This is a genomic window from Microvirgula curvata (assembly GCF_054781615.1).
This window is the reverse complement of the sequence record NZ_BAAGUB010000010.1, coordinates 44,686-68,206: the sequence shown is the minus strand read 5'-3', so window position 1 is coordinate 68,206 and position 23,521 is coordinate 44,686. Positions and strand designations below refer to the sequence as shown.

Here is a 23,521-nt window from a genome sequence, read left to right as displayed (position 1 = left end):
TTTGCGTCGACCTGACGCGGTGAAATGACGGCTGGCGACAAAAAGGTTTGTATCGCTCACCGAAAAGTAGCGATGTTAATGCATTTGAGCGCACGACGCACTTTAGGCAAGTTCCTGTTTCCTGATGCCCTAGCCAGTCAGGAAACCATGCAGCGAAGTTTGACCCGACACGGCCCACACCCCGAAACGGCACCGCCAGACACTGTCGATGCCGTCGCGCCTGACGCGATGTTCCGGGCCGTGCAATACATGAGACGCCGGCTAACGCGATACTCCGTTCCCGATCTTTCCATCGAAGGCGCATCTTTCGGATAGCATCCGCCCGCAAAGCCGGCGGATGGTCAAAAACTGGCTGCAATTCCCGTGCGACGTGCGTGCTGGGAACACCAAACATGAAACGCATGTTGTTCAATGCGACGCAGGCCGAAGAGCTGCGCGTCGCGATCGTCGATGGGCAGAAGCTCATCGATCTCGACATCGAGACGGTCGGCAAGGAACAGCGCAAGGGCAATATCTACAAGGGCGTGATCACCCGCATCGAGCCCTCGCTGGAAGCCTGCTTCGTCGACTACGGCACCGACCGTCACGGCTTCCTGCCGTTCAAGGAAGTCTCCCGCACCTATTTCAACGCCTACGAAGGCGGTCGTCCGAAGATCCAGGACGTGCTGCGCGAAGGCCAGGAACTCATCGTCCAGGTCGAGAAGGACGAACGCGGCAACAAGGGCGCAGCGCTGACCACCTACATCAGCCTCGCCGGTCGCTACCTGGTGCTGATGCCGAACAACCCGCGTGGCGGTGGCGTATCGCGCCGCATCGAGGGCGAAGAACGCAACGAGCTGCGCGAACTGATGAGCCAGCTCGAAACCCCGCAGGGCACCAGCCTGATCGCCCGCACCGCCGGCATCGGCCGTTCGTTCGACGAACTGCAGTGGGACCTGAACTACCTGCTCCAGCTGTGGACCGCCGTTGAATCCGCCGCCGGTGCCCAGGCCGCGCCGTTCCTGATCTTCCAGGAAGGCAGCCTCGTCATCCGCGCGATTCGCGACTACTTCCAGCCGGACATCGGCGAACTGCTGGTCGACACCGAAGAAATCTGGGACCAGGCCCGTCAGTTCATGGGCCACGTGATGCCGGGCAACGTGAACCGCGTCAAGCTGTACAAGGACGACGTTCCGCTGTTCTCGCGCTTCCAGATCGAACACCAGATCGAAACGGCGTTCTCGCGCCAGGTTGCGCTGCCGTCCGGCGGCGCCATCGTCATCGACCATACCGAAGCACTGGTGTCGATCGACGTGAACTCGGCCCGCGCCACCAAGGGCGCGGACATCGAGACCACCGCGCTGAACACCAACGTCGAAGCGGCCGATGAAATCGCCCGCCAGCTGCGCCTGCGTGACCTCGGTGGCCTGATCGTCATCGACTTCATCGACATGGAAAACCCGAAGAACCAGCGCGAAGTCGAAAACCGGCTCAAGGACGCACTGCGTGCCGATCGCGCCCGGGTCCAGATGGGCAAACTGTCGCGCTTCGGCCTGCTCGAACTGTCGCGTCAGCGCCTGCAGCCGAGCCTGGGTGAAACCAGCCACATGCCGTGCCCGCGTTGCCATGGCACCGGCTTCATCCGCGGCATCGAATCGTCGGCACTGCACATCCTGCGCATCCTGACCGAAGAAGCGATGAAGGAAAACACCGGCGCGGTCCACGTCCAGGTACCGGTCGACGTCGCGACCTTCCTGCTGAACGAGAAGCGTGCCGAACTGTTCGGCATCGAAGCCCGCCTGAAGGTCGAAGTGGTGCTGATCCCGAACATCCACTTCGAAACCCCGCACTACAAGATCACCCGTCTGCGCCAGGACGACATGACGGAAATCGTCGAAGACGACGGCCCGAGCTATCGCCTGGCCGAAGCACCGGAAGAAGACGCGATGGAAGCCTACCTGGCCGACCGCGTGAAGCCGGAGCGTCCGCAGGCCGCCGTGCAGGGTATCACCCCGCAGCAACCGGCCCCGGTCCGCGAAGAACCGGCTGCACCGGCTGCCCGCCAGAGCGCTGCCCGTCCGGCCACCGCCGCTGCCGCACCGCAGGGCCTGTTCCAGCGCATCATCGCCTGGTTCCAGGGCGATACCGACAAGAAACCGGCCACCCCGGCTGCCCGCCCGCGTCCGACGCCGGCTGCGCAACAGGCCGGCGGCAGCGATGCCAGCCAGAAGCGCGACCGCAAACAACGTCACGCCAAGACCGAAGAACAGCGCCGCCGCTCGCCGCAACAGGGCGAAGGCACGCCGCGCCGCGAACGTCAGGATCGCAACCAGGAAGGCCGCGATCGCAACGACCGCACGCCGGAAAACCGCGGCGAACGCAACGACAATCGCCAGGAACGCGGTGACAACCGTCAGGAACGTGGCGAACGCAACCCGGAACGCAACACCCACGAACGTCGCGAACGCGGCGATCGCAACCCGGAAAGCCGCGAACGCAATGACGTCCGCGCCGAACGGGCCGAACGTGGCGAGCGTCCGGAACGCCGCCCGGTCGAGCGTCAGGAACGCCAGGAACGTCAGGACGTGCCGGCACCGGAAGTCCGCGCCGAAGCCGCCGAAGGCCGTCAGCCGCGCGAACCGCGCGAACGCCGCCGTAACCCGCGCCGTGAAGAACAGCGTGATGCCCCGGCTGCCGACGAGCTGATCAACAAGCCGGTCACCATCGGTGACCTGCCGCCGGCCGAAGAAGAAGCACCGGAAGCCGAAACCGAACGCGCCGAACGCAGCAACCGTCGTCGTCGCGGTCGTCGTGGCGGAGAACGTCGCCCGGAAGCGGAAGACAACGGCGTCGCCAGCAACGGTGACATGCCGCTTGCCGCCGAGCCGAAACCGGCTGCCGAGCCGCGCGCAGAACGCCAGGAGCGTCAGGAACGGCCGGAGCGCCAGCCGCGTCAGGAACGCCAGCCGCGTCAGGAGCGTCAGGAACGCCCGGCCGTGGCCGAGCAGCCGGCGCAGGAAGTCCGTGCCGACATCGCTGAACCGGCACCGGCAGAAGCCCGCGAAGTGCAGGCCGATGCCCGCGCCACCTGGATCGAAGAGGGCGGTTCGCAGTCCGGCATCGACATGCTGAACACGACGCCGGAAGAAGTGCCGGCCAAACCGGCCCAGATTCTGGCCGAAGCCGAACCGGTGGCTGCAAAGCCGGCCGCGCCGGCAGTGATCGAAACGCCGAAGGTCGAAGCCGAAGCCGTGGCACCGGTGATCGAAGCCGCTCCGGTGGTCGAGAAGGTCGAAGCCAGGGTCGAGGTTGCACCGGTAGTGGAACGCGTCGAAGCGCCCAAACCGGTCGAAATCAAGGCCGAAGCGCCGGTAGCCAGAGCTGCTGAAGTCGCCGCCCCGGTTGCCGACGGGCTGGTCATGGTCAGCACCAGGGCCGTTACCACCCCGGTTGCCGAAACCGAAGTGGTCCCGACCGCCCCGGTCCGCCGTCGCAACCAGCAGCGCCAGCAGCAGCCCGTCGTGGCCGAGCCGGTATCGCTGGTCCAGATCGAGACCGCCGGTCATGACACCCCGGCCGACACGGCCGAGACCCCGGCCGCCGAAGCCCGCCGCCGCGCCGACGTGGCCCAGCCCGCCGCTGCCGGCGACGCTGGCCAGAACGGCCTGTCGCAGGTCGAGACGCGCCACTAAGCGGAAATCCGTCAACCTTCTGCATGCAGGGGGTTGACGGAATCAGCAGGCTTCCGTAGAATCTCTTTTCTCGATTCCCCGATAGCTCAGTTGGTAGAGCGCCGGACTGTTAATCCGTAGGTCCCTGGTTCGAGCCCAGGTCGGGGAGCCAGAATTCAAACGCCGTGAACGCATGTTCACGGCGTTTTCATTTTTGGGTTGCCGGGAGAAACAGGCCGGATGGCCGCCGGTGTGCGAGGCTGCTATCGTACTGGCTGCGGTGTGCATGAGCACCCTTGCCGGGTGCTGAAAATCGGTAGATTTTTGCTGTGGCAAATAATCGTTTTTAATCAGGTGGTTATTTTTAGAGTGTTCCCCGCGTACGCGGGGATGAACCGAGAGACTGACGAGGCGGCAGGTGGGAGGAGGAGTGTTCCCCGCGTACGCGGGGATGAACCGCATGCCCCTTGCCGCAAGCGCAGACCAGCGATGTGTTCCCCGCGTACGCGGGGATGAACCGCCGAAGCCCGCGCCCAGTTGGAGGCAACTCGCGTGTTCCCCGCGTACGCGGGGATGAACCGGTACATCGTCAGGTCGGTCCACCCTGCTGTAAGTGTTCCCCGCGTACGCGGGGATGAACCGGCGGTTCCGTATGAGCGACTACCTGATCGCCCGTGTTCCCCGCGTACGCGGGGATGAACCACAGCATCTTCCGCGAATCTCGGAAGCTCTGACGTGTTCCCCGCGTACGCGGGGATGAACCGCTCCGGCGCCTCCGGCCAGTCAATAATCCACGGTGTTCCCCGCGTACGCGGGGATGAACCGCGCCGCCTCCTCGTCGTCGAATCCTGGATATCGTGTTCCCCGCGTACGCGGGGATGAACCGATGCTGGTTACGCGTCTGGACAACCTGTCGCGGTGTTCCCCGCGTACGCGGGGATGAACCGACAATTGGTCATATTTTTTTTGTCGGTTGTGAGTGTTCCCCGCGTACGCGGGGATGAACCGTCGAACCACCAGTCGCTGGGCATCCCGCCCCACGTGTTCCCCGCGTACGCGGGGATGAACCGCCGCTACCAGCAGCACCAGCCAAACAGCGATCGTGTTCCCCGCGTACGCGGGGATGAACCGGACATCAACGATGCAATTTCCAAGGGCGGGTATGTGTTCCCCGCGTACGCGGGGATGAACCGGTCTTCATCCGCGTGGCGTCGCAGAAATTCTGGTGTTCCCCGCGTACGCGGGGATGAACCGCGGTCGTCATCGCCGCAGGCCAGACATTGCCGGTGTTCCCCGCGTACGCGGGGATGAACCGCCAATCTGGCTGCAGAGCGCGCCCAGCGCGAAGTGTTCCCCGCGTACGCGGGGATGAACCGCAAACCTCGGCTTTTACCCAGCCCGGGGGAATGTGTCCCCCGCGTACGCGGGGATGAACCGTGGGGATCATCAGACGGATCGCCTGCTCTGGCGTGTTCCCCGCGTACGCGGGGATGAACCGGCTCGGCGGATCGAGTTCACGCTGACGCTGAAGTGTTCCCCGCGTACGCGGGGATAAACCGCTTGCGGGCCTTGCCTGCATCAGCGTCAATGGGGGGCCTCGCTCAGGCGAAGAACGGCCGAACGGACCCCCGCCGGGCCTGCCTGCGATCACGCCAGTCGCTTGACCAGCAGCAGCCCGCAGCCAAATGCCTGGGCATGGCCGAGGCTGGCGTTTTTGCCTGGGAGCGGCTGGCCCAGCATTGCCTGGGTCAGACGCTCCGGGTCCTGCACGCGCGCCATGCCCTGATAGTCGACGCTGGAGAAGCGCAGTTCCCGGCCCTTGCTGCGCAGAACGTGCTGGCAATAGCCATCGGCCTGGATCTGGTCCGGGTCGATCTGCAGGCCCCAGCTGGCAGCGCGCTTGTCCAGCCAGGCCAGCGCAGCCTGCCGGATTGCCTGCTGCAGTGACTCACCCTGCAGCCCGGCCTGTCTGGCGAGGGTCTTGGCATGCATGAGGACGTCGTGACGCTTGCCGCGCTGGTCGGGGGCGCTGGCGATGGCCACTGTCGGATTGGCGCGCAGGCTGAAGTCGACCCATTCGCCTGTCTCCAGCCGGGGCTGGAAGGGTTTGCTGTTCACCGTGACCAGCGGATGCCAGGACTGTGGCTGACGTTGCGAGACCAGGTAGTACAGCAGCGTCCCGCTTGCCGCACTGGCGGCGCGAAACAGGAAGTCACGCGGCGCCTTGTCGGGCGAATCAGGGAACAGGCGCCAGATCAGCGTGTGGTCACGATAGGCGTCGCCAGCGTCGAGGCCGCCTTCCTGCGCGGCCAGCGCGCCGCTCTTGATGCTGATGCGGGAGAAGTAGCTCATTGTCTTCCTTCGGCCAGGTATACGTTTTCCTGCCGGGTGTCGAACTGCCAGCGCCGGCGCGACAGCGGCTCGTCATGCCGGGTCTGCCTGAGCGTGACCGGCATGCCGGCACTGTCCATCCTCGCATCCCAGTAATAGCGGGCCAGGCGGTCGGGGCGCAGGCAGGCAGACTGGTGATGGCGGTCCTCCGGGATCAGCGTCTCGTCATCGCGGCTGTCCAGTGCGGCTTTCAGGCTGGGAAACGATTCGAGCCGGGGGTTCAGCGGCAGGGCCAGCGGGCAGGATTTGCGCCCCAGATAGGGTACAAAGACCGGGCGCTCGATGGCCGCACCCAGCGTGGCCAGATCGTATGCCGCATCCGCCGTCGCCTCGATGGCCACGGTGTACAGGCTGTCGCAGCGGTAGTCGCGGCTGGTCAGGATGGTGTTCAACCTGTCCGGGGCGCGCATTTCCTGACGGCGGGTGGCGTAGCTGAATTTCTTCGGCAGGTCCGGCCATTGCACGGTGTGGTAATCGCGCAGTGGCAGTCCGGCCGACAGCAATTTGATGCCGAAGCGATAGCCGGCGCCAAGCGCCTGCTGTCCGGCCTCATCGTCACGGCGGATGCCCAGCGCCGCCCCGAGCAGACCCAGCAGCGCCGAGCGTGACGGATGGGGCGCGCCCGGGCGCTGTTCGCCAACCGCGACCTCGCCCCAACTGGCCATTGGTCCATAGAGACGCAGTACCAGATATGAGTGCATGGCTTACTCCGCCGCGAATGCCAGCAATCCGGCCAGGCTGCCCGAACCGGTCAGGACATTGAACTCGTCACGGGCATCGGCGCAGGCACCGTAAACCTTGTCCATATTGTCACGCAGCGTGGTCAGCGCCTGGATACCCTCGCTGGCGTAATCGTTACCTGCTACCGGCTTGAGGAAGGCCAGCGACAGACTGCGTGGCTGGCGGCTGCCTTTTTCCACTAGCGCATAGTGGGCATAAGCGCGGCTTGCATAGCTGTTCTGCTTGCCGGTCGGGGCGACGGTCAGCGCCGCTTCGATCAATGCCTGCAGCGCGGCGTTCAGCAGGGCCTCGTCGCCGCCCAGATTGCGCTTGAGCAGTTCCCGGTCAATGCACAGGTACTGGTAGAGCACGGCAGCGGCGAACGGGCTTTCACCGATGTGGGCGGCACCGGCGTCCTGCACATTCAGGTCGTCGACGGCGGTGAAGTAGTCGTCTTCCAGCACCGAGGCGTGAATGCCCAGGGCATGCGCCACCTGGACTGCCGCTTCCCCGTTGTATTCGGTCTTGCTGGCCAGCATGCGGCCGAACATGGCGATATCCACTGCGTGCTGGGTGTGCAGCAGGGCGTCCAGTTCAGCCTGCTCCGGTTCGCGCTTCCCGGCGATCAGCGTGGCGATCAGCGCATCGAGCGTGGCCTTTTCTTCCGCTGACACATGGACCAGCTGTTCGATCTCGAACGACTTGTCCTTTTTCAGCGCCCCGTAGACCTGGGCAATCTTGCCGGCGCTGTCGCCGGCCAGTTTTTCATTGAAACCGGCGGCCCGGAAACGCTCGTAAGCGTCTGCGCCCAGGCGCTTGGTCCGCGTACCGAGGCTGCCGTCGCTGCTGCCGACCTGGCTGCCAAGGCGGGCAGCGAACACGTCGGACGTGCGCCATGCGCGCTTCAGACTCTGCGACGACACGCGCAGACGTTCGGCGCCGCCCATCAGCGCCGTTTTCGGTCGGCCGAGATCATCGCGGTTCAGGTTGGACGGCGGGTAGGAAATCAGGGTGTGCAGCTGGATGAAACGGGTCATGGTCGAGGCTCCAGGGTCAAGAGGGTTGCCGGGCTTGTTCGTCGGCGGATTCGGGCAGGGCGGCCTGGTAATAGAGGGTGGCCCAGCGCAGCTTCAGGCGTTGCGCGGGCGGCAGGGCCGGATCAGGCTGGCGGTATTCATGCACCCAGTTCAGCAGATCGTTGGCCAGCCGGCCGACGTCAGTCGTGCCGCCGAGCAGGTCGACGGCACGGCGCGCCTGACGGAAAAAGGCGACCTCGTCACGGCAGGTCTGCAGTTGCTGAAAGCGCAACTCGCTCATGCATGGCCGGTCGGTGCCGTTCTTGCTGCCCAGCGCACGGGCAAAATCCTTGCCGGGAATGTGGTCGGTGACATGCGACAGCACCCCGGCGGCCAGCGCCAGCGCAGACAGCGGCACGGCCGGGCCATCGGCCTTTTGCAAGGCCTGCGCCAGCCGGTGCAGTGACGACAGCAGCAGCACGTCGTCGGGCAGGGCGCAGCGGCGCAGCTGTGCCCGGTCGCCGTGGGTCAGCATGGCGAACGGACCCGCCGGCCTTCCGTTCTCGTTCTGCAGACCGTTCCACCACAGGACGACGAGCGCTTGCTGCGGCTCACTGAGAAACTGCTTCATGGGCTTCTCCGGAAAATTGCTTGATCATCTGTTCCATCTGCTTGTGCGGTTTGGCACGCCACAGGCCGCGCCGCAGTTCGTCCCGGGCCTTGATGACCCGCTTCATGTTCATTTCCTCGACCGGGGCATTCAATATCCAGCGGTCGAACAGATTCAGGGTCTGGCTGCGCACGGCTTTCAGCCACTGGGTAAAAGCGGGGACACAGTGCTCGTCTTCCAGCTGCGGCAGTGATGCCAGTTGCTGCACGGCGGCGTAGAAGGACGTTTCCGTGTGCTGCCAGAAACTCTGTTCGACTGCCGGTTCCTTCTTGCTGCTGCCGCAGGCCAGCTTGACCTGCTCGCCGAGCAGGGATGCGCTCTGTTCGGCAACGCCAAGCACCTGGCGAACCGCCTGGGCAAAACGGCGCTCATCGTGGCTGACGGGCTGGTACAGCGGCAGCGTGCTGTCGTGCCAGGCCCTCGCCTTCATGTTGTCCATCTCGAAGCCGAAGCACCACAGCCGGGCTTCGCCGCGTTCGCACAGGCAGTCCGCCTTGCCATCACGGCGATTGAAGTCGGAGACGACGGCCGCTACCTTCATGCTGTCGTCCTCGCCAAAAGTCAGACTCAGCCAGTGCTGGTAGCTGCCTGCGGCCCGCCCGCCCTTGGCGGGCAGGGCCGGTTTGACGTGTTTGGGGTCGATGGCGTACGGCGTGAGGGGGTGCAGCCAGTTGCCGGTGTAGTTGGTGCCATAGTTGCGGGTGCGGTAGCGGGTGTAGAGCTGCTCATGCGGCTGGCCGCAGATCCCGCATTGCCCGGCCTGTGTCTGTGTCTCATCCAGCCGCAGCCGGCGCGGCATGCTCCAGTAGGCTTGCAGCGGATGGACATCATCGGGGCGGGTTTCCACACCGTTCTTGTCACTGATGCGGGTCGCCGTCAGCCAGGGCAGGCTGGCTGCAAGCGGTGCCGGCTGCCGCCAGGCCTCGTCGCCCGTTTCCAGAGGCAGCACATTCAGCCACAGCTTCTGCCACAGCGTGGCCTCGGCGTTTGCCGGCAAGACCAGCGTGCTGAGCGGACCACCGCCGCGCAGCGAGGTACGGTGACCAACGCCACCGCTCGGCGCATTGATCTGCAGGGTAAACAGCGCCTGGGCCACGCAGGCCGGGCACAGCCCCTGCCAGGAGCCCGGCTTGTTGAAGAACAGATTGGAGTCCGAGCCACGGTCGATCAGCAAGTCGGCCGTGCTGTTATCCTTTGCCTCGGTCAGCGGGTCCAGATCCTGCATGAAGGCGGCGCCATTCCCGTCCAGCTCGAAAGCAGGCTGCAATGGTGCCAGCCATGCCTGCAGGGTTGCCGCATCAGGCGGCTGTCGCCACAGCCGGTGCCAGTCGTCCATGTCGGCGGGCGCATGGGCGGTCTGCAGCAGACCGATCAGCAACTGGTAGAGCGCGCCACGAAAATCGGCCCGCGGGGCCAGCACATCGACCACATCCGGCTGCGACAGCGCATGGACACTGGCCGGCAGCGCGCTGCCGTCAAGGCGGCGCAGGAGGAGCCAGTGGTTGTCTGGATCAAGCAGGTTCATTCGTGGCGTTTCCTTTACGGATTACTCTTTGAAATCAATGCGTACGCTTTTGAGTCTGGCAGCGGTGATCAGGAGGAAAATTAATAGAATAAACGTCCATGACTCCAGGCCATTATTTGTGATGGCCATGGCAAGGCCTGTCAGAAAAGTACGCATACAGCCCCCAAAGTGGTGAAGATGGGAGGTAATGTAGTTCAGTTCTGGGAGTGATGGCAACTTAATGTTAAGTACGGAGTAGCTATAATGATTCCTTCGTTGTTTGGCTGATGGCCACGGTTTTTAGTCAATCTGCTACCATTGGCGCGTTCCCCGATTATTTGGGGATGAACCGTACGGAGTAGCCATAGGCTTCATCTCGGCCATCATGTTCCCTGCATTCGCAGGGTGGACATCCGGGTGGCTCAGGCCCCCGGATGTCATCTCAGAACCCCTCCCTGTTCCAGCCCATACCGCACCGTGACCGGCCTGCCATCCGCATCGCAGCCATGACCAATCCATTGCCCGGCCTGCTCGTCCGGCTGCAGCGGCAGCACCAGATCGAACTCACTCATCCATGGCTGTTCACTGTGCAGCTGCGCCAGCGCAGCGGCAAAACGTTGCTGCCAGTCGGCGCTCAGGGCCTGCAGCTGGTGGCTGGGCAGGCGGATCGCCGACATCGACCACTGGCGCAGGGGATCAGCATCGCGGTACAGCGGGCGCAGTCCGGATTCCGGTGTATCGCCGGCTTCCGCCAGATAGACGGTGCGCGTTTCCGCGCCGAGCCGGGTCGGGATGTTGGCTTCCTCATCCCAGAAATGGCTGCTGCCCTCGCAATAGCCTTTGCCCAGCTCCAGCGAATTGAAGCGGGCGATGTCGGCCTGGCTCATCGCTTCGCCCAGGCATCTGGCCGATGCCTGCTGCAGGGCCGCCGGAACCCGGGCTTCGGCGTCATCGCCATAAACCGCTTCCACCAGTTGACGAACCGCGCCTGTCTGCCCGGGCACTCCCGGAGAGATGATGCAGCCGGCGGCCAGCAGCGCCTGCTGGGTCAGCCATGATTTGGCGAAGTCGGGATAGACGTATTGCGCGCCGGCAAAGACCTTGCCGTACCAGTCGGCTTTCGGTTCCGGGTCCGGTGGCGGACCGAACACGCACAGCCGGGGAGCCGGGCGCCGCTCGATCCCGTCGTCGGCCGGCTGGCCATCGGCATGGCGGGCATGCCGCTGCAGACGGCCGGCGCGCTGGATCAGCAGATCGATCGGTGCCAGATCGCTGATCATGATGTCGGCATCAAAATCCAGAGACTGTTCCAGTACCTGGGTGCCAATCAGCACCTGACCCCGGCGCATGGCGGCGGTAGCGTGTTTGCCGAAAAGGTCCAGCACGCGATTTTCGATATCCAGCCGGTGGCCAATGGCAAAGCGGCTGTGGAACAGGTGCAGGTTTTCGGCCGGCAGCCGCGCCTGCAGGGCGGCAAAGCCCTGGCGCGCATCGTCGACGGTATTGCGAATCCAGCAGACGCAGCGTCCGGCAGCCGCTTCTTCCGCAATCAGGTCAAGAACGGCGGCCTTGTTGTCAAAGAGCTGCACGGCGACCGTGCGTCTGACCTCGGCGCGGGTTTCACACGGCGTTGCCAGTGTCACCTGAGCGGCAAGCCGGGTGGTCAGTGGGTAATGCGGATCGAGCTCGACGTATTCGGCTGCCAGTCCCAGCCCGGCGCGAAAGGCGTTCAGCAAACCGGTTTTGACCGTGTGCGGCACGGTGGCCGACAGCAGAATGGCGCTGCCGCCCTGTGCCGCGTGTGCGCGCAACAATTGGCACAGCAGGGTTTTGACATACGGGTCGAAGCTGTGAACTTCGTCGATCACCAGCACCTTGTCGCGCAGACCGGCCAGTCGCAAGGACTGGTGCCTGGCCGGCAGTACGGCCAGCAGGGCCTGGTCGATGGAACCGACGCCGACATGGGCCAGCAGTGCCTTCTTGTTGCCATCCGCCAGCCAGGCATTGCAATGCATGCTGGCGCTGCCTTCCTGCGGGCCGTAACCGTGATCCGGCTGTTGCAGCGTGCGGGTGAAATCGTCGACCAGTTGCCGGGCAGAATGGGCCAGCACGATCGAGGGGGCACTCTGTGGCTGATAAAGCTTGCGGTAGATGGCGCCGACGCGCCGGTACATCTGGTTCGACGTCGCCATGGTGGGCAGGGCGAAGTACAGCCCCTTGCCGTGACCGGCCGCCATCAGCCGGTGTGCCAGAATCAGCGCCGCCTCAGTCTTGCCGGCGCCCGTCACGTCCTCCAGCAGGAACAGCTGCGGTCCCGGATCCAGCGTCACCGTGGCGGCATAGTGCTGCAGCGGGGTGGGGGTGTGCAGATAGTCGATAAAGTCGGTCAACCGGTCGGCACCGCAATAGGGGGCCACCACACATGCCCCCAGCCCGTTGTGGGCGATGGCCTGGCGCGCGGCCGGCAGGGCATGGTTGAACCAGTAATCGTCGAGCGGCAGCGGCTCGCTGTGATAGCGAAAAAACGCCTGGCTGGAACCCAGCCAGTCGGCCAGAACCATCAGGCCGGCCAGTGGCCAGCTGACGGTTTTGCTGTGCTCGCGCGAGATGCCCTCTGGCGCATGCAGCCCCTCCGGCAGCAAAAGCGCCACCACGTCCTGACAGAATGCCGTTGCCGCCGTCTGGTCATCGACCAGGAAATAGTCATCGGCATGCAGCTTGCTGCTGCTTCCTTCTTTTGGCGGCTGGCCGTGATGGCCGCAGACCACGCGTATCCACTCGCCCCACAACTTGTCTCTGGGGGCTGGCAGCAGGTTTTCGGGCAAGGTGCGCGACAGACAGTCCAGCCAGAGCAGAAAGCCCAGGGTATCGTGGCGCTGGGTATACGGTCGTGCCTTTTCGCATGACACCAGCCCGGGAGAATCATGCGGACAAAGTCGCTGGAAACTGCGGGAGAACTTGCCGATATCGTGCAGGGCGGCAAAGAAAACCAGATGCTCCGCCAGTGCCCGGGGTTGCCAGTTCCAGCGCGCGGCGAGCACTGCCAGCCATTCGGTCTGCTGTTCCAGCAGACAGTGCATGACCGCTGCCACATCCAGCGAGTGCAGGGGCAGCAGGTGCCAGGCGGCACTGTCGGCCGTGGCCGGGGAGGCCTTGCCCCAATAGCGCCAGTAGGATGCGGTAGTCTTCAAGACGATCCTGTTCGTACGGCATGTAAGTGAGCGAACAGACTATTCCGTTTGATTAATTTTTTCAAATCATCGACATGGCCATCATGATGCTGGTGATGTGACGTGGTCGAACGGCATGACCTTGTGTAGGGTAGTGGTGCCTGTGAACGCTGGCGGTGGGGCCTGAAATACCAGTCATGCTGCGAGACGGAAAGCGCTGCTGCAAGCGTGCTGAAAATCGGTAGATTTTTGAGGTGTTAAATTGTCTTTTTTAATCAGTTGGTTATTTTTAGAGTGTTCCCCGCGGACGCGGGGATGAACCGGCGGAAAAGGCTGTGTTGCACTGTGATCAACCGTGTTCCCCGCGGACGCGGGGATGAACCGCTGCGGTAGCGCTCGTTCAGGCTGGCCGTGGCGTGTTCCCCGCGGACGCGGGGATGAACCGTCGGCTCTGGAGCAGTATTACGATCCGAATCAGTGTTCCCCGCGGACGCGGGGATGAACCGCTGGCCGCCTCAGACCATGACGTGACGCCAACGTGTTCCCCGCGGACGCGGGGATGAACCGATTGATTGATCCCATACGCGGTCGGATTGAAGCGTGTTCCCCGCGGACGCGGGGATGAACCGGCTGCCAGCAGCGTGACCTTTCGCTGGGTCGCGTGTTCCCCGCGGACGCGGGGATGAACCGACCGAGGCGCTGGACAGCGTTGCCGCCGGCGCGTGTTCCCCGCGGACGCGGGGATGAACCGACATAGCCGTGTCGCTGAAGGTGCCGGTGGTGGTGTTCCCCGCGGACGCGGGGATGAACCGCGCCGTAGCGTCACTGCGCGACCTGAGCAACGGTGTTCCCCGCGGACGCGGGGATGAACCGTTTGCGCAGGGGGAGGCAGAGCATTCCGCGCAGTGTTCCCCGCGGACGCGGGGATGAACCGATCGGGTTGTTCCGGCCTTCGGAGGCGGCAGCGTGTTCCCCGCGGACGCGGGGATGAACCGTGATCGGTATTTCTCAGGGTTGGCGTCTTGGGGTGTTCCCCGCGGACGCGGGGATGAACCGGAGGCGAGGGTGCGAGGAGGACCAGGAGGCGCGTGTTCCCCGCGGACGCGGGGATGAACCGGAAGAACTCCGGGCTGAAATCGCTTCCATGATTGTGTTCCCCGCGGACGCGGGGATGAACCGTTCCCGGCGTACAGGTAGACGATCAGGATGTAGTGTTCCCCGCGGACGCGGGGATGAACCGCGTTCCAGCTCCATCAGCGGGAGCAGATCGGCGTGTTCCCCGCGGACGCGGGGATGAACCGCACTCGATCGTTTCGCTCAGCGGGCGAACAAAGTGTTCCCCGCGGACGCGGGGATGAACCGCCTAGACCTGCCCAAGCCCCGGCCCCGGTCAAGTGTTCCCCGCGGACGCGGGGATGAACCGACTACAAGGAAGCGGCTGCGCTCGGCTCGACCGTGTTCCCCGCGGACGCGGGGATGAACCGCAGAAAGCACAGCCCGCCTGTCCTAGCGACAGGTGTTCCCCGCGGACGCGGGGATGAACCGATCGACGTGAACACCGAGAAAATGCGCGTGTTGTGTTCCCCGCGGACGCGGGGATGAACCGTCCAGCCAGAGGATCGCGATCAGCGTCGTGAAGTGTTCCCCGCGGACGCGGGGATGAACCGAGGGCGAGTAATGGCGTTCATTTCGCTGGAGCGTGTTCCCCGCGGACGCGGGGATGAACCGTCCGGCAGCCGCACGCGGGCAAACCCCGGCCGGTGTTCCCCGCGGACGCGGGGATGAACCGGCGAGGGTCCATCTGCACCGCCGTGACAACGGGTGTTCCCCGCGGACGCGGGGATGAACCGGGGAGATCCAGCGCTTCGCCGACTACGACGTTTGTGTTCCCCGCGGACGCGGGGATGAACCGCAGATGGCGCATATCGCACCACCAGCAAAGGAGTGTTCCCCGCGGACGCGGGGATGAACCGGTTGTCGCATATTGCCGTGATGCCTCCGCCATGTGTTCCCCGCGTGAGTGGGATGGTGTTCCATTGGACGCTCAGGTTTTGCGCACCATGCTTTTCGCATGACATACTCATTCTGTCCTGATCAATGCGCGGGAAGGCCATATGGGCGGCGGAGTCATCCAGTCATCAGGTGAAGCTTGGCATTTTGATACGCTGCCGCCGGTGTGCCGGCAGCCATCGGCAGCAGGTGGCGTGCCGAGTCTCCATATATGCGGCATTGGCCGAGGGATGACCCGATGAGCCAGCCTCTTCCCAAACTCAAGCCGATTCCGGTCAGGGAACGGCTGTCGGTGCTGTTTGTCGAGCGCTGTCAGCTGGACGTGCTGGATGGTGCATTTGTCGCCGTCGATACGACCGGGATACGGACGCATATTCCGATCGGCGGTGTTGCCTGTCTGCTGCTGGAGCCCGGGGTTCGCGTGTCGCATGCGGCCTGCAAGCTGGCTGCCGAAGTGGGTACGCTGCTGGTCTGGGTGGGTGAGGCCGGGGTACGGTTGTACTCGGCAGGCCAGCCGGGCGGAGCGCGGGCGGACCGGCTGCTGCATCAGGCCCGGCTGGCGCTGGATGATGATGCCAGGCTCAAGGTGGTACGCGAGATGTACCGGCGCCGTTTTGGCGACGAGCCGCCGCAGCGGCGTTCGGTCGAGCAGTTGCGCGGTATCGAGGGCACGCGCGTCCGGGCGCTGTACAAGTTGCTGGCCGGGCAGTATGGCGTCAAATGGCAGGGGCGAAACTATGATCGCAATGACTGGGACGCCGCCGACCCGGTCAATCGCTGCCTGTCTGCGGCCAACCATTGTCTGTATGGCGTGGTCGAGGCGGCCGTACTGGCGGCCGGCTATGCGCCGGCCATCGGTTTTATCCATAGTGGCAAACCGCTGTCGTTCGTCTACGACATCGCGGACCTGTACAAATTCGAAACCGTTGTTCCGGCCGCTTTTGCCGTTGCCGCGAAATCGACCGGCGGCAATGACGAACGGACCGTGCGACAGTCATGCCGGGACATGTTCCGCCGCACGCGACTGCTGGAGCGGATCATCCCCGATATCGAAGAACTGCTGGCGGCGGGCGGGCTGAGCGTGCCGGTCGTGGACGGGGTGGTCGAGGTGGCGATTCCGGAAGAGAAGGGGCTTGGCGATGCTGGTCATCGTACTTGAGAATGCCCCGCCCAGACTGCGCGGCCGCATGGCCATCTGGCTGCTGGAGGTACGGGCCGGCGTCTACGTTGGCACGTACAATCGCAAGGTGCGTGAATACCTGTGGCAGCAGGTGGAAGAAGGGCTGGAGGACGGCAATGCGGTAATGGCCTGGCAAGCCGCCAATGAGGCCGGTTTTGAGTTTGTCACGCTTGGTCGCAATCGACGGATGCCGGTCGAATTCGACGGTGCCAGACTGGTGTCGTTTCATCCTCCGGATGCCGGTGACGTCACAGCCTAGGGTGGTTTGACGCTGGTCTTGGGCAAGGCAAAAAGTTGGTAGATTTTCCGGGTGCAAAATAGTCTTTTGTAATCAATTGACTATTTTTAGAGTGTTCCCCGCGGACGCGGGGATGAACCGGCGGGCGGTTCGTCAGGAAAAAATCCGCCAATGTGTTCCCCGCGGACGCGGGGATGAACCGCCATCTCCCAACAAGAAATGGGAATATCAACCGTGTTCCCCGCGGACGCGGGGATGAACCGCAGACCTACCCGGACCTCAAGGGCCGGCCCGAGTGTTCCCCGCGGACGCGGGGATGAACCGAATAACCCGAACCTGTGGTTTAGGTGCCGGGGGTGTTCCCCGCGGACGCGGGGATGAACCGGCGCTGTGTGACGAGCTGGACGTCATGAAGGCGTGTTCCCCGCGGACGCGGGGATGAACCAGGCAGGGATTGATCTTACCGGTCAATTCACCAGTGTTCCCCGCGGACGCGGGGATGAACCGGTGGAGCCGCGTGGCAATGCGCTGCTGATAACGTGTTCCCCGCGGACGCGGGGATGAACCGCGCGGCATGCTGCTTTGGCATCCGCAGCAACCGTGTTCCCCGCGGACGCGGGGATGAACCGTATGGCGTTGCCTTTCAGTCCAAGAGTGAGAAGTGTTCCCCGCGGACGCGGGGATGAACCGGGGAGGGGGCGTCAAAAGTCTACCGATCCCGAGTGTTCCCCGCGGACGCGGGGATGAACCGAATTTGCACAGCCACTCAAGCTCGGCCAGGTTGTGTTCCCCGCGGACGCGGGGATGAACCGAACAGTGGGACCAGCTGCACCGCATGCGCGATGGTGTTCCCCGCAGACGCGGGGATGAACCGCTGGCCAGCATCTTGACCTTTGCCTCGGCCTGGTGTTCCCCGCAGACGCGGGGATGAACCGTTCGTCCGCCGCGGGACCGACCTCGACAGCTAGTGTTCCCCGCAGACGCGGGGATGAACCGCGCAGCGGCCACGTTCGGCGGTTCCATGGCCCGTGTTCCCCGCAGACGCGGGGATGAACCGCAACCACATATTGGCGTATTTTTTACTTCGGCGTGTTCCCCGCGGACGCGGGGATGAACCGCACTGTTCAGTGCCGCCAGGTATTCCGGCAGGGTGTTCCCCGCGGACGCGGGGATGAACCGGTCTGGCCATCGACCTTGCCACCGAACGCATGGTGTTCCCCGCGGACGCGGGGATGAACCGATTACTGGAACAAAACGCTTGTCCTCAATCTTGTGTTCCCCGCGGACGCGGGGATGAACCGACTTCGCTGCACTTGGCAAAGACCCGGTTAACGTGTTCCCCGCGGACGCGGGGATGAACCTCGCCATCCAGCAATGTAATGTGCCGCTCTATCGTGTTCCCCGCGGACGCGGGGATGAACCGCTGGTGCAGTCGATGAGCATTTCCGCCGACGGGTGTTCCCCGCGGACGCGGGGATGAACCGGGCAACTTTGCCGGTACCGACCAGGAGCGCGAGTGTTCCCCGCGGACGCGGGGATGAACCGATGTGATTGCGCTGCAGGCCTATCTGACGGCCGTGTTCCCCGCGGACGCGGGGATGAACCAGATATGCCGGCATTTTGGTCATGACCAAATCGTGTTCCCCTCCGGCGCGCGGAGAAAATACCCACTTCCCATGACTGCCGACCCGGTACGGAAGCGACCAGAACAAACGGGCAACCCCGTCCATTCCCTCCCGGGAATGCACCGGATTGCCCGTTCTGGCTTGACGCGCCCCTCTACCGTCGTGCCAGTCCCCTGACCACGGCCACCAGCTTGTCGACCTCTTCGCAGGTGTTGTAGAACGCCAGCGACGGCCGCACCGTGGCTTCGACGCCGAAGCGGCGCAGGATCGGCTGTGCGCAATGGTGGCCGGAGCGCACGGCGATGCCTTCGCGGTTCAGCGCGTCGCCGACTTCCTCCGGTTTGTAGCCCTGCAGGACGAAGGATGCGACGCTGGTCTTGTGCTGCGCGGTGCCGATCAGGCGCAGGCCGGGGATGGCGCGCAGGCCGTGGGTCGCGTATTCGAGCAGCGCGTGCTCGTAGGCGGCGATATTGTCCAGGCCCAGCTGCTCGACGTAGTCGATGGCGGCGCCAAGGCCGACGGCGTCGGCGATGTTGCCGGTGCCGGCTTCGAAGCGGGCCGGGGCGCCGTGGTACAGCGTGCGCTCGAAGGTGACGTCGGCAATCATGTTGCCGCCGCCCTGCCACGGCGGCATGCCGTCCAGGATCGCCTTCTTGCCGTAGACCACGCCGATGCCGGTCGGGCCGAACACCTTGTGGCCGGAGAACACGTAGAAGTCCGCATCCAGCGCCCGCACGTCAACCCGCAGGTGGGACACCGCCTGCGCGCCGTCGACCAGCACCGTGGCGCCGACGCCGTGTGCAAGCGCCACGACTTCGTGCACCGGGGTCACGGTGCCCAGCGCGTTCGATACCTGGGTCACCGCAACCAGCCTGGTGCGCGGTCCGAGCAGCTTGCGGTACTCGTCGAGCAGCAGTTGTCCGCTGTCGTCGACCGGAATCACGCGGATCTTTGCGCCCTTTTCGGCTGCCAGTTGCTGCCACGGCACGATATTGGCGTGGTGTTCCAGGTGGGAAACGATGATTTCGTCACCCGCGCCGATATTGGCTGCGCCCCAGCTCTTTGCCACCAGATTGATGGCCTCGGTTGCGCCGCGCACGAACACGATTTCGTCCGGCGAGGCCGCGCCAAGGAAGCGGGCCACCTTCTGTCGTGCCGCCTCGTAGGCATCGGTCGCCCGCGCCGCCAGTTCATGCGCGGCACGGTGGATGTTCGAGTTCTCGTGGGCGTAGAACCAGGCGAGCCGGTCGATGACGGCCTGCGGCTTGTGCGTGGTCGCGGCATTGTCGAACCAGACCAGCGGCTTGCCGTTCACCCGTTCCTGCAGGATCGGGAAGTCGTGGCGCACCCGGTTCACGTCCAGCGGCGGCTGGCTGGCGGCCTGTGGGGCACTGCGGGCCGGACGGCCGTCGGCTGCCGGGTCGAGGAAGTAGAAATGACCGCTGCCGTTTGCCGGTGCTGCCCGGTCCCGTGGCCGGTGGTCGATGTCGGCCAGCAACTCGCGCAGCGCCGTTTCGCCGGGAAAGCCGAATGGCTGTGCGGCGAGGCTGTGCGGTACCGACAGCCCGCTGGCGGACGGATAACCATTGCCGCTGTCGAGGAAGTAGTACGGCGACGACGAGGAGGGCGCCGACGGCGCAGCCAGCGTCGGCAGCGCGGCAGCGTAGCCCTGCGGCACGCCGGGCGCGGCATTGTGGCCGCGCGGTACGCCGGCGGCGGCCGGTGCTTCGCCCGGCGGGGCTGCCGGGGCCAGCGTCGGCGAGCCGCTGCCGGAGGCGATGACCGGTCCGGTCGCGCGCAGCGGGGTCGGTGCCGTCGGGGCGGCCGGCGGCGACCCCGGCAGCGCGGCGAAGAACTCGCCGGCCAGCTGCGCCAGGGTCAGCACGTCCGGCAGGCCGGCCGGGACCGGCTCACTTGTAAGTGTCTGGATAGTCATGGTACTTGCCAATTTCCACGTCTTCGAGAACGGCCAGCGCATCGTCGGACAGCACTGCCAGCGAGCAATACAGCGAGATCAGGTAGGACGCGATGGCATTGCGGTTGATGCCCATGAAGCGCACCGACAACCCCGGGCTCTGCTCGCCGGCCAGGCCGGGCTGGAACAGGCCGACCACGCCCTGGCGCTTGTCGCCGGTGCGCAGCAGCAGGATGCGGGTCTTGCCGTCCTCGACCGGCACCTTGTCCGACGGGATTAGCGGGATGCCGCGCCAGGTCAGGAACTGCGAGCCGAACAGGCTGACGGTCGGCGGCGGCACGCCACGACGGGTGCACTCGCGGCCGAAGGCGGCGATGGCCAGCGGGTGGGTCAGGAAGAAGCCCGGCTCTTTCCACACCCGGGTCAGCAGGTCGTCGAGGTCATCCGGGGTCGGGGCGCCGGTCAGGGTCGACAGCCGCTGCTCGTCGGCCACATTGGCCAGCAGGCCGTAGTCCGGGTTGTTGATCAGCTCGCTTTCCTGGCGCTCCTTGATCGTCTCGATGGTCAGCCGCAGCTGTTCCTTGATCTGGTCATGCGGGCTGGAGTACAGGTCGGACACGCGGGTGTGCACGTCCAGTACCGTGGTCACGGCGTTGAGGAAGTATTCGCGCGGCTGTTCTTCGTAGTCGACAAAGGTCGACGGCAGTTCCGACTCGTCCCGTTGCGAGCAAGCGACACGTACGTCGCGCGGGTTCCTGACCTTGTTCAGACGGTAGATGCCGGCTTCGACCGGTTGCCATTGCAGCAAGTGGGTCAGCCAGCGCGGCGAGATGATGGAAAGTTGTGGAACCGTCTTGGTGGCGTTTGCCAGTTGACGGGCGGCATTGTCGCCGAGCGCCAGCTGCGCATCGTGTTGAGCGGACATCAAACTGCTCCTGGGGTGAGTGGAAGGGAATCGGCAAACAGGGTCCGCTCGTTGATGGCGACTGGATATGCTATCGACATCAACGGGCGGTCCTGGGCATTCAGGCTGCGAGGCGGGTTCCGCAGCGGGCGACCCGTCCGGGCCGTTTCAATCCGGGCGCGCCGGCGAGCCAGGCCATGGTGTTCAGCGATGGCACCACGTCGCCACGCTCGATCCTGCCGGGGCAGGATCGGTTCAGGTCGGCGCGTTCCGCCAGCGCTTCCTGCGCGCAGGCCCGTGTCTCGCGGAGCTGGCGCACCTCGCGGCCAAAGTGATGCGGGTTCATGGCGCCGGTCCGTCGCGCGGTGGCGTTTCCTGCTGCAGACCGGCCTGGGTGATGGCGCTGCCCGGCGGCACGCTGCGGGTCAGCCAGACATTGCCGCCGATGGATGAGCCGCGGCCGATGGTGATCCGGCCGAGCAGGGTGGCGCCGGCATAGATGACCACGTCGTCCTCGACGACCGGATGGCGTGGACCACCCTTGCGCAGCGCACCGCTGTCGTCGGTCTCGAAGCGGCGCGCGCCGAGGGTGACGGCCTGGTACAGGCGCACGCGCTCGCCGATCACGGCGGTTTCGCCGATGACTACGCCGGTGCCGTGATCGATAAAGAAGCCACGGCCGATCTGCGCGCCGGGATGGATGTCGATGCCGGTTTCGGCATGCGCCAGTTCGGCGACGATGCGCGCCAGCAATGGCACGCCAAGCCGGTACAGCGCATGGGCGAGCCGGTGATGCATGATGGCGACGATGCCGGGGTAGCACAGCAGGATCTCGTCCACACTGCGCGCGGCCGGGTCGCCGAGGTAGGCCGATTCGACATCGCTGTCGAGCAGGCGGCGGATCTGCGGCAGGCGGATGGCGAACTCGCGCACGATGCCGCGCGCCTTGTGGTCGATCTGCGCGTCCAGGTTTCCACTCTTGTGGCGCAGTACGAAATGCAGCTCCAGCCTGACCTGGCCGAGCAGGGCGTTCAGCGCCCGGTCCAGGGTGTGGCCGACGTAAAAGTCCTCACCGGCCGGACGCAGGTCCGGCGGGCCGAGTCGCAGCGGGAAAAGCGCCGCACGCAGTGCGTGGGTGATGTCGGTCAGGATGTCGCGCGAAGGCAGCTCGCGGCTGCCCGGTTCGGCCTGGCGGTGCTGGGCGGCGCGCCACTGGGCGCGGGCAGTGCGCAGTTCGGCGACCACCTGTTCCAGCGGCCACAGGCCGTCGCCGGCGTCTGTGGCGGCGGGCGGAATGGCGAGGAAGGGAGAATTCATGCCGTCAGTCCTGTTGCCACGGCAGTTGCCGGTGACGCCAGCCCCCGGCCGCGCCGCGCTGCTGGTGCGCATCCAGCTCGCCCTCGAAGCCTTCCAGGACATTGAATACCGCGTCAAAGCCGGCGCGGGTGGCGGCCGCAGCGGCCTCGGCCGAGCGCTTGCCGCTGCGGCACAACAGCAGCAGCACGGCGTCCTTGCCGCCGGCGCGGGTTTCCAGTTCTTTCAGAAAACGCGGATTGCGGTTCAGTGCGGTGCCGGACGCCCACGGCACGTTCTGCGTGTCAGGCACGCGGCCGACGAATTTGACCTCTTCCGGCGAGCGGACATCGACCAGCTGCGCGGCGCCGGCCTCGACCAGTTGCCATGCCTGCTGCGGCGTGACGCTGCCGGCAAACGGCAGGTTCGCGACCCGGGCCTGGTAGCGGGCGGCGGCGAGAACCGGGTGTTCGTGACGGGGGGCATCAGCCCGTTCGCTGGCGGGGGAAATCAGGGACAGGGCTACGGTGGACATGCGGTTTTTCTCCATTCGGTTCGCGTCGGCACGGGCTGGCCGTGCTGGCGATAACCATCAGGATATGAATCCGCGATATGGCTGTAAAAGAATAAAGACTGGATTGGTTAGCACAAATCGTGATGATGAAACCGGCGCTTGCCGGCATGAAAAAACCCGCGCGCGGCGGGTTGGTCAGGGACTGAAGCACAAACTGGAACAGCAGACCGGGGGGTCTGCTGCGGTTGAACCGGCGTCTTGTGCTTACTTGGCGGCGGGCCGCTTGCTGGTCCGCTTGGCGGCCGGCTTTTTTGCGGCCGGGGCAGCCGGGGTCTTGGCCGGTGCCTTTTCCACTACCGGGGGGGCGGCGGCTTCGACAGCCGGGATGTCGCCGTCAGCGACCTCTGCGGCCTCTGCCGGTTCGTCGCTCGGTCGGGCACGCAGTTCGTTGGCCAGTTGCTCCCACAGCTTGCTGCGCGAGGAGATGTGGTGATCGAAGCGCCAGTCCTGGATCAGCTCGATGGCCAGGTCGAAGTGCGGCATGTTCAGGTCATACAGTGACTGCAGCCGGAACGGTTCGCCTTTTTCGATGGCGAGCACCAGCGACTTCAGGATGGTGATCTGCTCGGGTTCCTGATTGTTCTCTATGAGTTTTCGGATCTTCTTTGCAGCATTCATCTTCAGCCCGGAGGATATGACAAAGTCTCATTATTTATAGTCT

At 65.0% G+C, this 23,521-nt stretch carries 15 protein-coding genes, 1 tRNA gene and 3 CRISPR repeat arrays; of the genes, 4 read left to right on the top strand and 12 right to left on the bottom strand.

Annotation, left to right across the window (positions count from 1 at the left end; translation table 11 throughout):
* Positions 1 to 392: 392 nt before the first annotated feature.
* Entirely contained in the window at positions 393 to 3,671 is a 3,279-nt protein-coding gene (locus tag ACYVG8_RS04920) for an Rne/Rng family ribonuclease (protein WP_460745099.1), read from the top strand.
* Between the two features lie 75 nt (positions 3,672 to 3,746).
* Positions 3,747 to 3,822: transfer RNA gene (locus ACYVG8_RS04915), tRNA-Asn, on the top strand.
* 197 nt (positions 3,823 to 4,019) lie between these two features.
* Positions 4,020 to 5,209: a CRISPR direct-repeat array (repeat unit 29 nt; unit sequence GTGTTCCCCGCGTACGCGGGGATGAACCG).
* A gap of 88 nt (positions 5,210 to 5,297) precedes the next feature.
* Here ACYVG8_RS04915 and cas6e read toward each other — a convergent pair.
* The 6 genes from cas6e to cas3 all read right to left on the bottom strand — a co-directional run bounded on the left by cas6e (position 5,298) and on the right by cas3 (position 13,142).
* Positions 5,298 to 6,002: a type I-E CRISPR-associated protein Cas6/Cse3/CasE gene (gene cas6e, locus ACYVG8_RS04910; RefSeq protein ID WP_028500586.1), complete on the bottom strand. Its 705-nt coding sequence runs from the start codon at positions 6,000 to 6,002 to the stop codon at positions 5,298 to 5,300.
* Complete coding sequence (gene cas5e / locus ACYVG8_RS04905) at positions 5,999 to 6,742, bottom strand: type I-E CRISPR-associated protein Cas5/CasD (RefSeq protein WP_028500587.1); 744 nt, start codon at positions 6,740 to 6,742, stop codon at positions 5,999 to 6,001. The genes cas6e and cas5e overlap by 4 nt, the downstream gene beginning before the upstream one ends.
* Positions 6,743 to 6,745: 3 nt before the next feature.
* Positions 6,746 to 7,798, bottom strand: coding sequence for a type I-E CRISPR-associated protein Cas7/Cse4/CasC (cas7e, locus tag ACYVG8_RS04900; RefSeq protein WP_112692312.1), 1,053 nt, complete (start codon positions 7,796 to 7,798; stop codon positions 6,746 to 6,748).
* A gap of 16 nt (positions 7,799 to 7,814) precedes the next feature.
* Positions 7,815 to 8,408 (bottom strand): type I-E CRISPR-associated protein Cse2/CasB, encoded by a 594-nt coding sequence (gene casB / locus ACYVG8_RS04895; RefSeq protein ID WP_107889572.1) that lies wholly within the window; start codon positions 8,406 to 8,408, stop codon positions 7,815 to 7,817.
* Complete coding sequence (gene casA, locus ACYVG8_RS04890; RefSeq protein ID WP_460745098.1) at positions 8,389 to 9,972, bottom strand: type I-E CRISPR-associated protein Cse1/CasA; 1,584 nt, start codon at positions 9,970 to 9,972, stop codon at positions 8,389 to 8,391. Before casA ends, casB begins: the two co-directional genes overlap by 20 nt.
* Before the next feature lie 416 nt (positions 9,973 to 10,388).
* Positions 10,389 to 13,142, bottom strand: coding sequence for a CRISPR-associated helicase Cas3' (gene cas3 / locus ACYVG8_RS04885; protein WP_460745097.1), 2,754 nt, complete (start codon positions 13,140 to 13,142; stop codon positions 10,389 to 10,391).
* Positions 13,143 to 13,415: 273 nt separating this feature from the next.
* Positions 13,416 to 15,094: a CRISPR direct-repeat array (repeat unit 29 nt; unit sequence GTGTTCCCCGCGGACGCGGGGATGAACCG).
* A 275-nt stretch (positions 15,095 to 15,369) separates the two neighbouring features.
* Here cas3 and cas1e point away from each other — a divergent pair.
* On the top strand, positions 15,370 to 16,290 hold the full coding sequence (cas1e, locus tag ACYVG8_RS04880) for a type I-E CRISPR-associated endonuclease Cas1e (RefSeq protein ID WP_028500591.1): 921 nt from the start codon (positions 15,370 to 15,372) through the stop codon (positions 16,288 to 16,290).
* Positions 16,271 to 16,570: a type I-E CRISPR-associated endoribonuclease Cas2e gene (cas2e, locus tag ACYVG8_RS04875; protein ID WP_107889575.1), complete on the top strand. Its 300-nt coding sequence runs from the start codon at positions 16,271 to 16,273 to the stop codon at positions 16,568 to 16,570. Before cas1e ends, cas2e begins: the two co-directional genes overlap by 20 nt.
* A gap of 91 nt (positions 16,571 to 16,661) precedes the next feature.
* Positions 16,662 to 18,155: direct repeats of the CRISPR family, unit length 29 nt; unit sequence GTGTTCCCCGCGGACGCGGGGATGAACCG.
* 173 nt (positions 18,156 to 18,328) lie between these two features.
* Here the strand turns inward: cas2e and ACYVG8_RS04870 are convergent.
* The 6 genes from ACYVG8_RS04870 to ACYVG8_RS04845 form a co-directional block, all read right to left on the bottom strand.
* Complete coding sequence (locus tag ACYVG8_RS04870; protein WP_028500593.1) at positions 18,329 to 20,110, bottom strand: family 2A encapsulin nanocompartment cargo protein cysteine desulfurase; 1,782 nt, start codon at positions 20,108 to 20,110, stop codon at positions 18,329 to 18,331.
* Positions 20,085 to 21,014, bottom strand: coding sequence for a family 2A encapsulin nanocompartment shell protein (locus ACYVG8_RS04865; RefSeq protein ID WP_028500594.1), 930 nt, complete (start codon positions 21,012 to 21,014; stop codon positions 20,085 to 20,087). The genes ACYVG8_RS04870 and ACYVG8_RS04865 overlap by 26 nt, the downstream gene beginning before the upstream one ends.
* Positions 21,015 to 21,114: 100 nt before the next feature.
* Complete coding sequence (locus ACYVG8_RS04860) at positions 21,115 to 21,339, bottom strand: helix-turn-helix domain-containing protein (protein WP_112692317.1); 225 nt, start codon at positions 21,337 to 21,339, stop codon at positions 21,115 to 21,117.
* A complete protein-coding gene (gene epsC, locus ACYVG8_RS04855) occupies positions 21,336 to 22,310 on the bottom strand; it encodes a serine O-acetyltransferase EpsC (RefSeq protein ID WP_112692318.1) in 975 nt (324 codons plus the stop codon). The genes ACYVG8_RS04860 and epsC overlap by 4 nt, the downstream gene beginning before the upstream one ends.
* A 4-nt stretch (positions 22,311 to 22,314) precedes the next feature.
* On the bottom strand, positions 22,315 to 22,821 hold the full coding sequence (locus ACYVG8_RS04850; RefSeq protein WP_112692319.1) for a rhodanese-like domain-containing protein: 507 nt from the start codon (positions 22,819 to 22,821) through the stop codon (positions 22,315 to 22,317).
* Between the two features lie 243 nt (positions 22,822 to 23,064).
* Positions 23,065 to 23,478 carry a hypothetical protein gene (locus tag ACYVG8_RS04845; RefSeq protein WP_112692320.1) on the bottom strand — a complete coding sequence of 138 codons (414 nt, stop codon included), beginning with the start codon at positions 23,476 to 23,478 and terminating at the stop codon, positions 23,065 to 23,067.
* Between the last annotated feature and the right edge of the window lie 43 nt (positions 23,479 to 23,521).

Bases quoted from the DNA above. Each gene is read 5' to 3' on its own strand.
- cas6e (WP_028500586.1), bottom strand. From the start codon at position 6,002: ATGAGCTACTTCTCCCGCATCAGCATCAAGAGCGGCGCGCTGGCCGCG.
- cas1e (WP_028500591.1), top strand. From the start codon at position 15,370: ATGAGCCAGCCTCTTCCCAAACTCAAGCCGATTCCGGTCAGGGAACGG.
- ACYVG8_RS04870 (WP_028500593.1), bottom strand. From the start codon at position 20,110: ATGACTATCCAGACACTTACAAGTGAGCCGGTCCCGGCCGGCCTGCCG.
- casA (WP_460745098.1), bottom strand. From the start codon at position 9,972: ATGAACCTGCTTGATCCAGACAACCACTGGCTCCTCCTGCGCCGCCTT.
- ACYVG8_RS04845 (WP_112692320.1), bottom strand. From the start codon at position 23,478: ATGAATGCTGCAAAGAAGATCCGAAAACTCATAGAGAACAATCAGGAA.
- ACYVG8_RS04850 (WP_112692319.1), bottom strand. From the start codon at position 22,821: ATGTCCACCGTAGCCCTGTCCCTGATTTCCCCCGCCAGCGAACGGGCT.
- ACYVG8_RS04920 (WP_460745099.1), top strand. From the start codon at position 393: ATGAAACGCATGTTGTTCAATGCGACGCAGGCCGAAGAGCTGCGCGTC.
- epsC (WP_112692318.1), bottom strand. From the start codon at position 22,310: ATGAATTCTCCCTTCCTCGCCATTCCGCCCGCCGCCACAGACGCCGGC.
- cas7e (WP_112692312.1), bottom strand. From the start codon at position 7,798: ATGACCCGTTTCATCCAGCTGCACACCCTGATTTCCTACCCGCCGTCC.
- casB (WP_107889572.1), bottom strand. From the start codon at position 8,408: ATGAAGCAGTTTCTCAGTGAGCCGCAGCAAGCGCTCGTCGTCCTGTGG.
- ACYVG8_RS04860 (WP_112692317.1), bottom strand. From the start codon at position 21,339: ATGAACCCGCATCACTTTGGCCGCGAGGTGCGCCAGCTCCGCGAGACA.
- cas2e (WP_107889575.1), top strand. From the start codon at position 16,271: ATGCTGGTCATCGTACTTGAGAATGCCCCGCCCAGACTGCGCGGCCGC.
- cas5e (WP_028500587.1), bottom strand. From the start codon at position 6,742: ATGCACTCATATCTGGTACTGCGTCTCTATGGACCAATGGCCAGTTGG.
- ACYVG8_RS04865 (WP_028500594.1), bottom strand. From the start codon at position 21,014: ATGTCCGCTCAACACGATGCGCAGCTGGCGCTCGGCGACAATGCCGCC.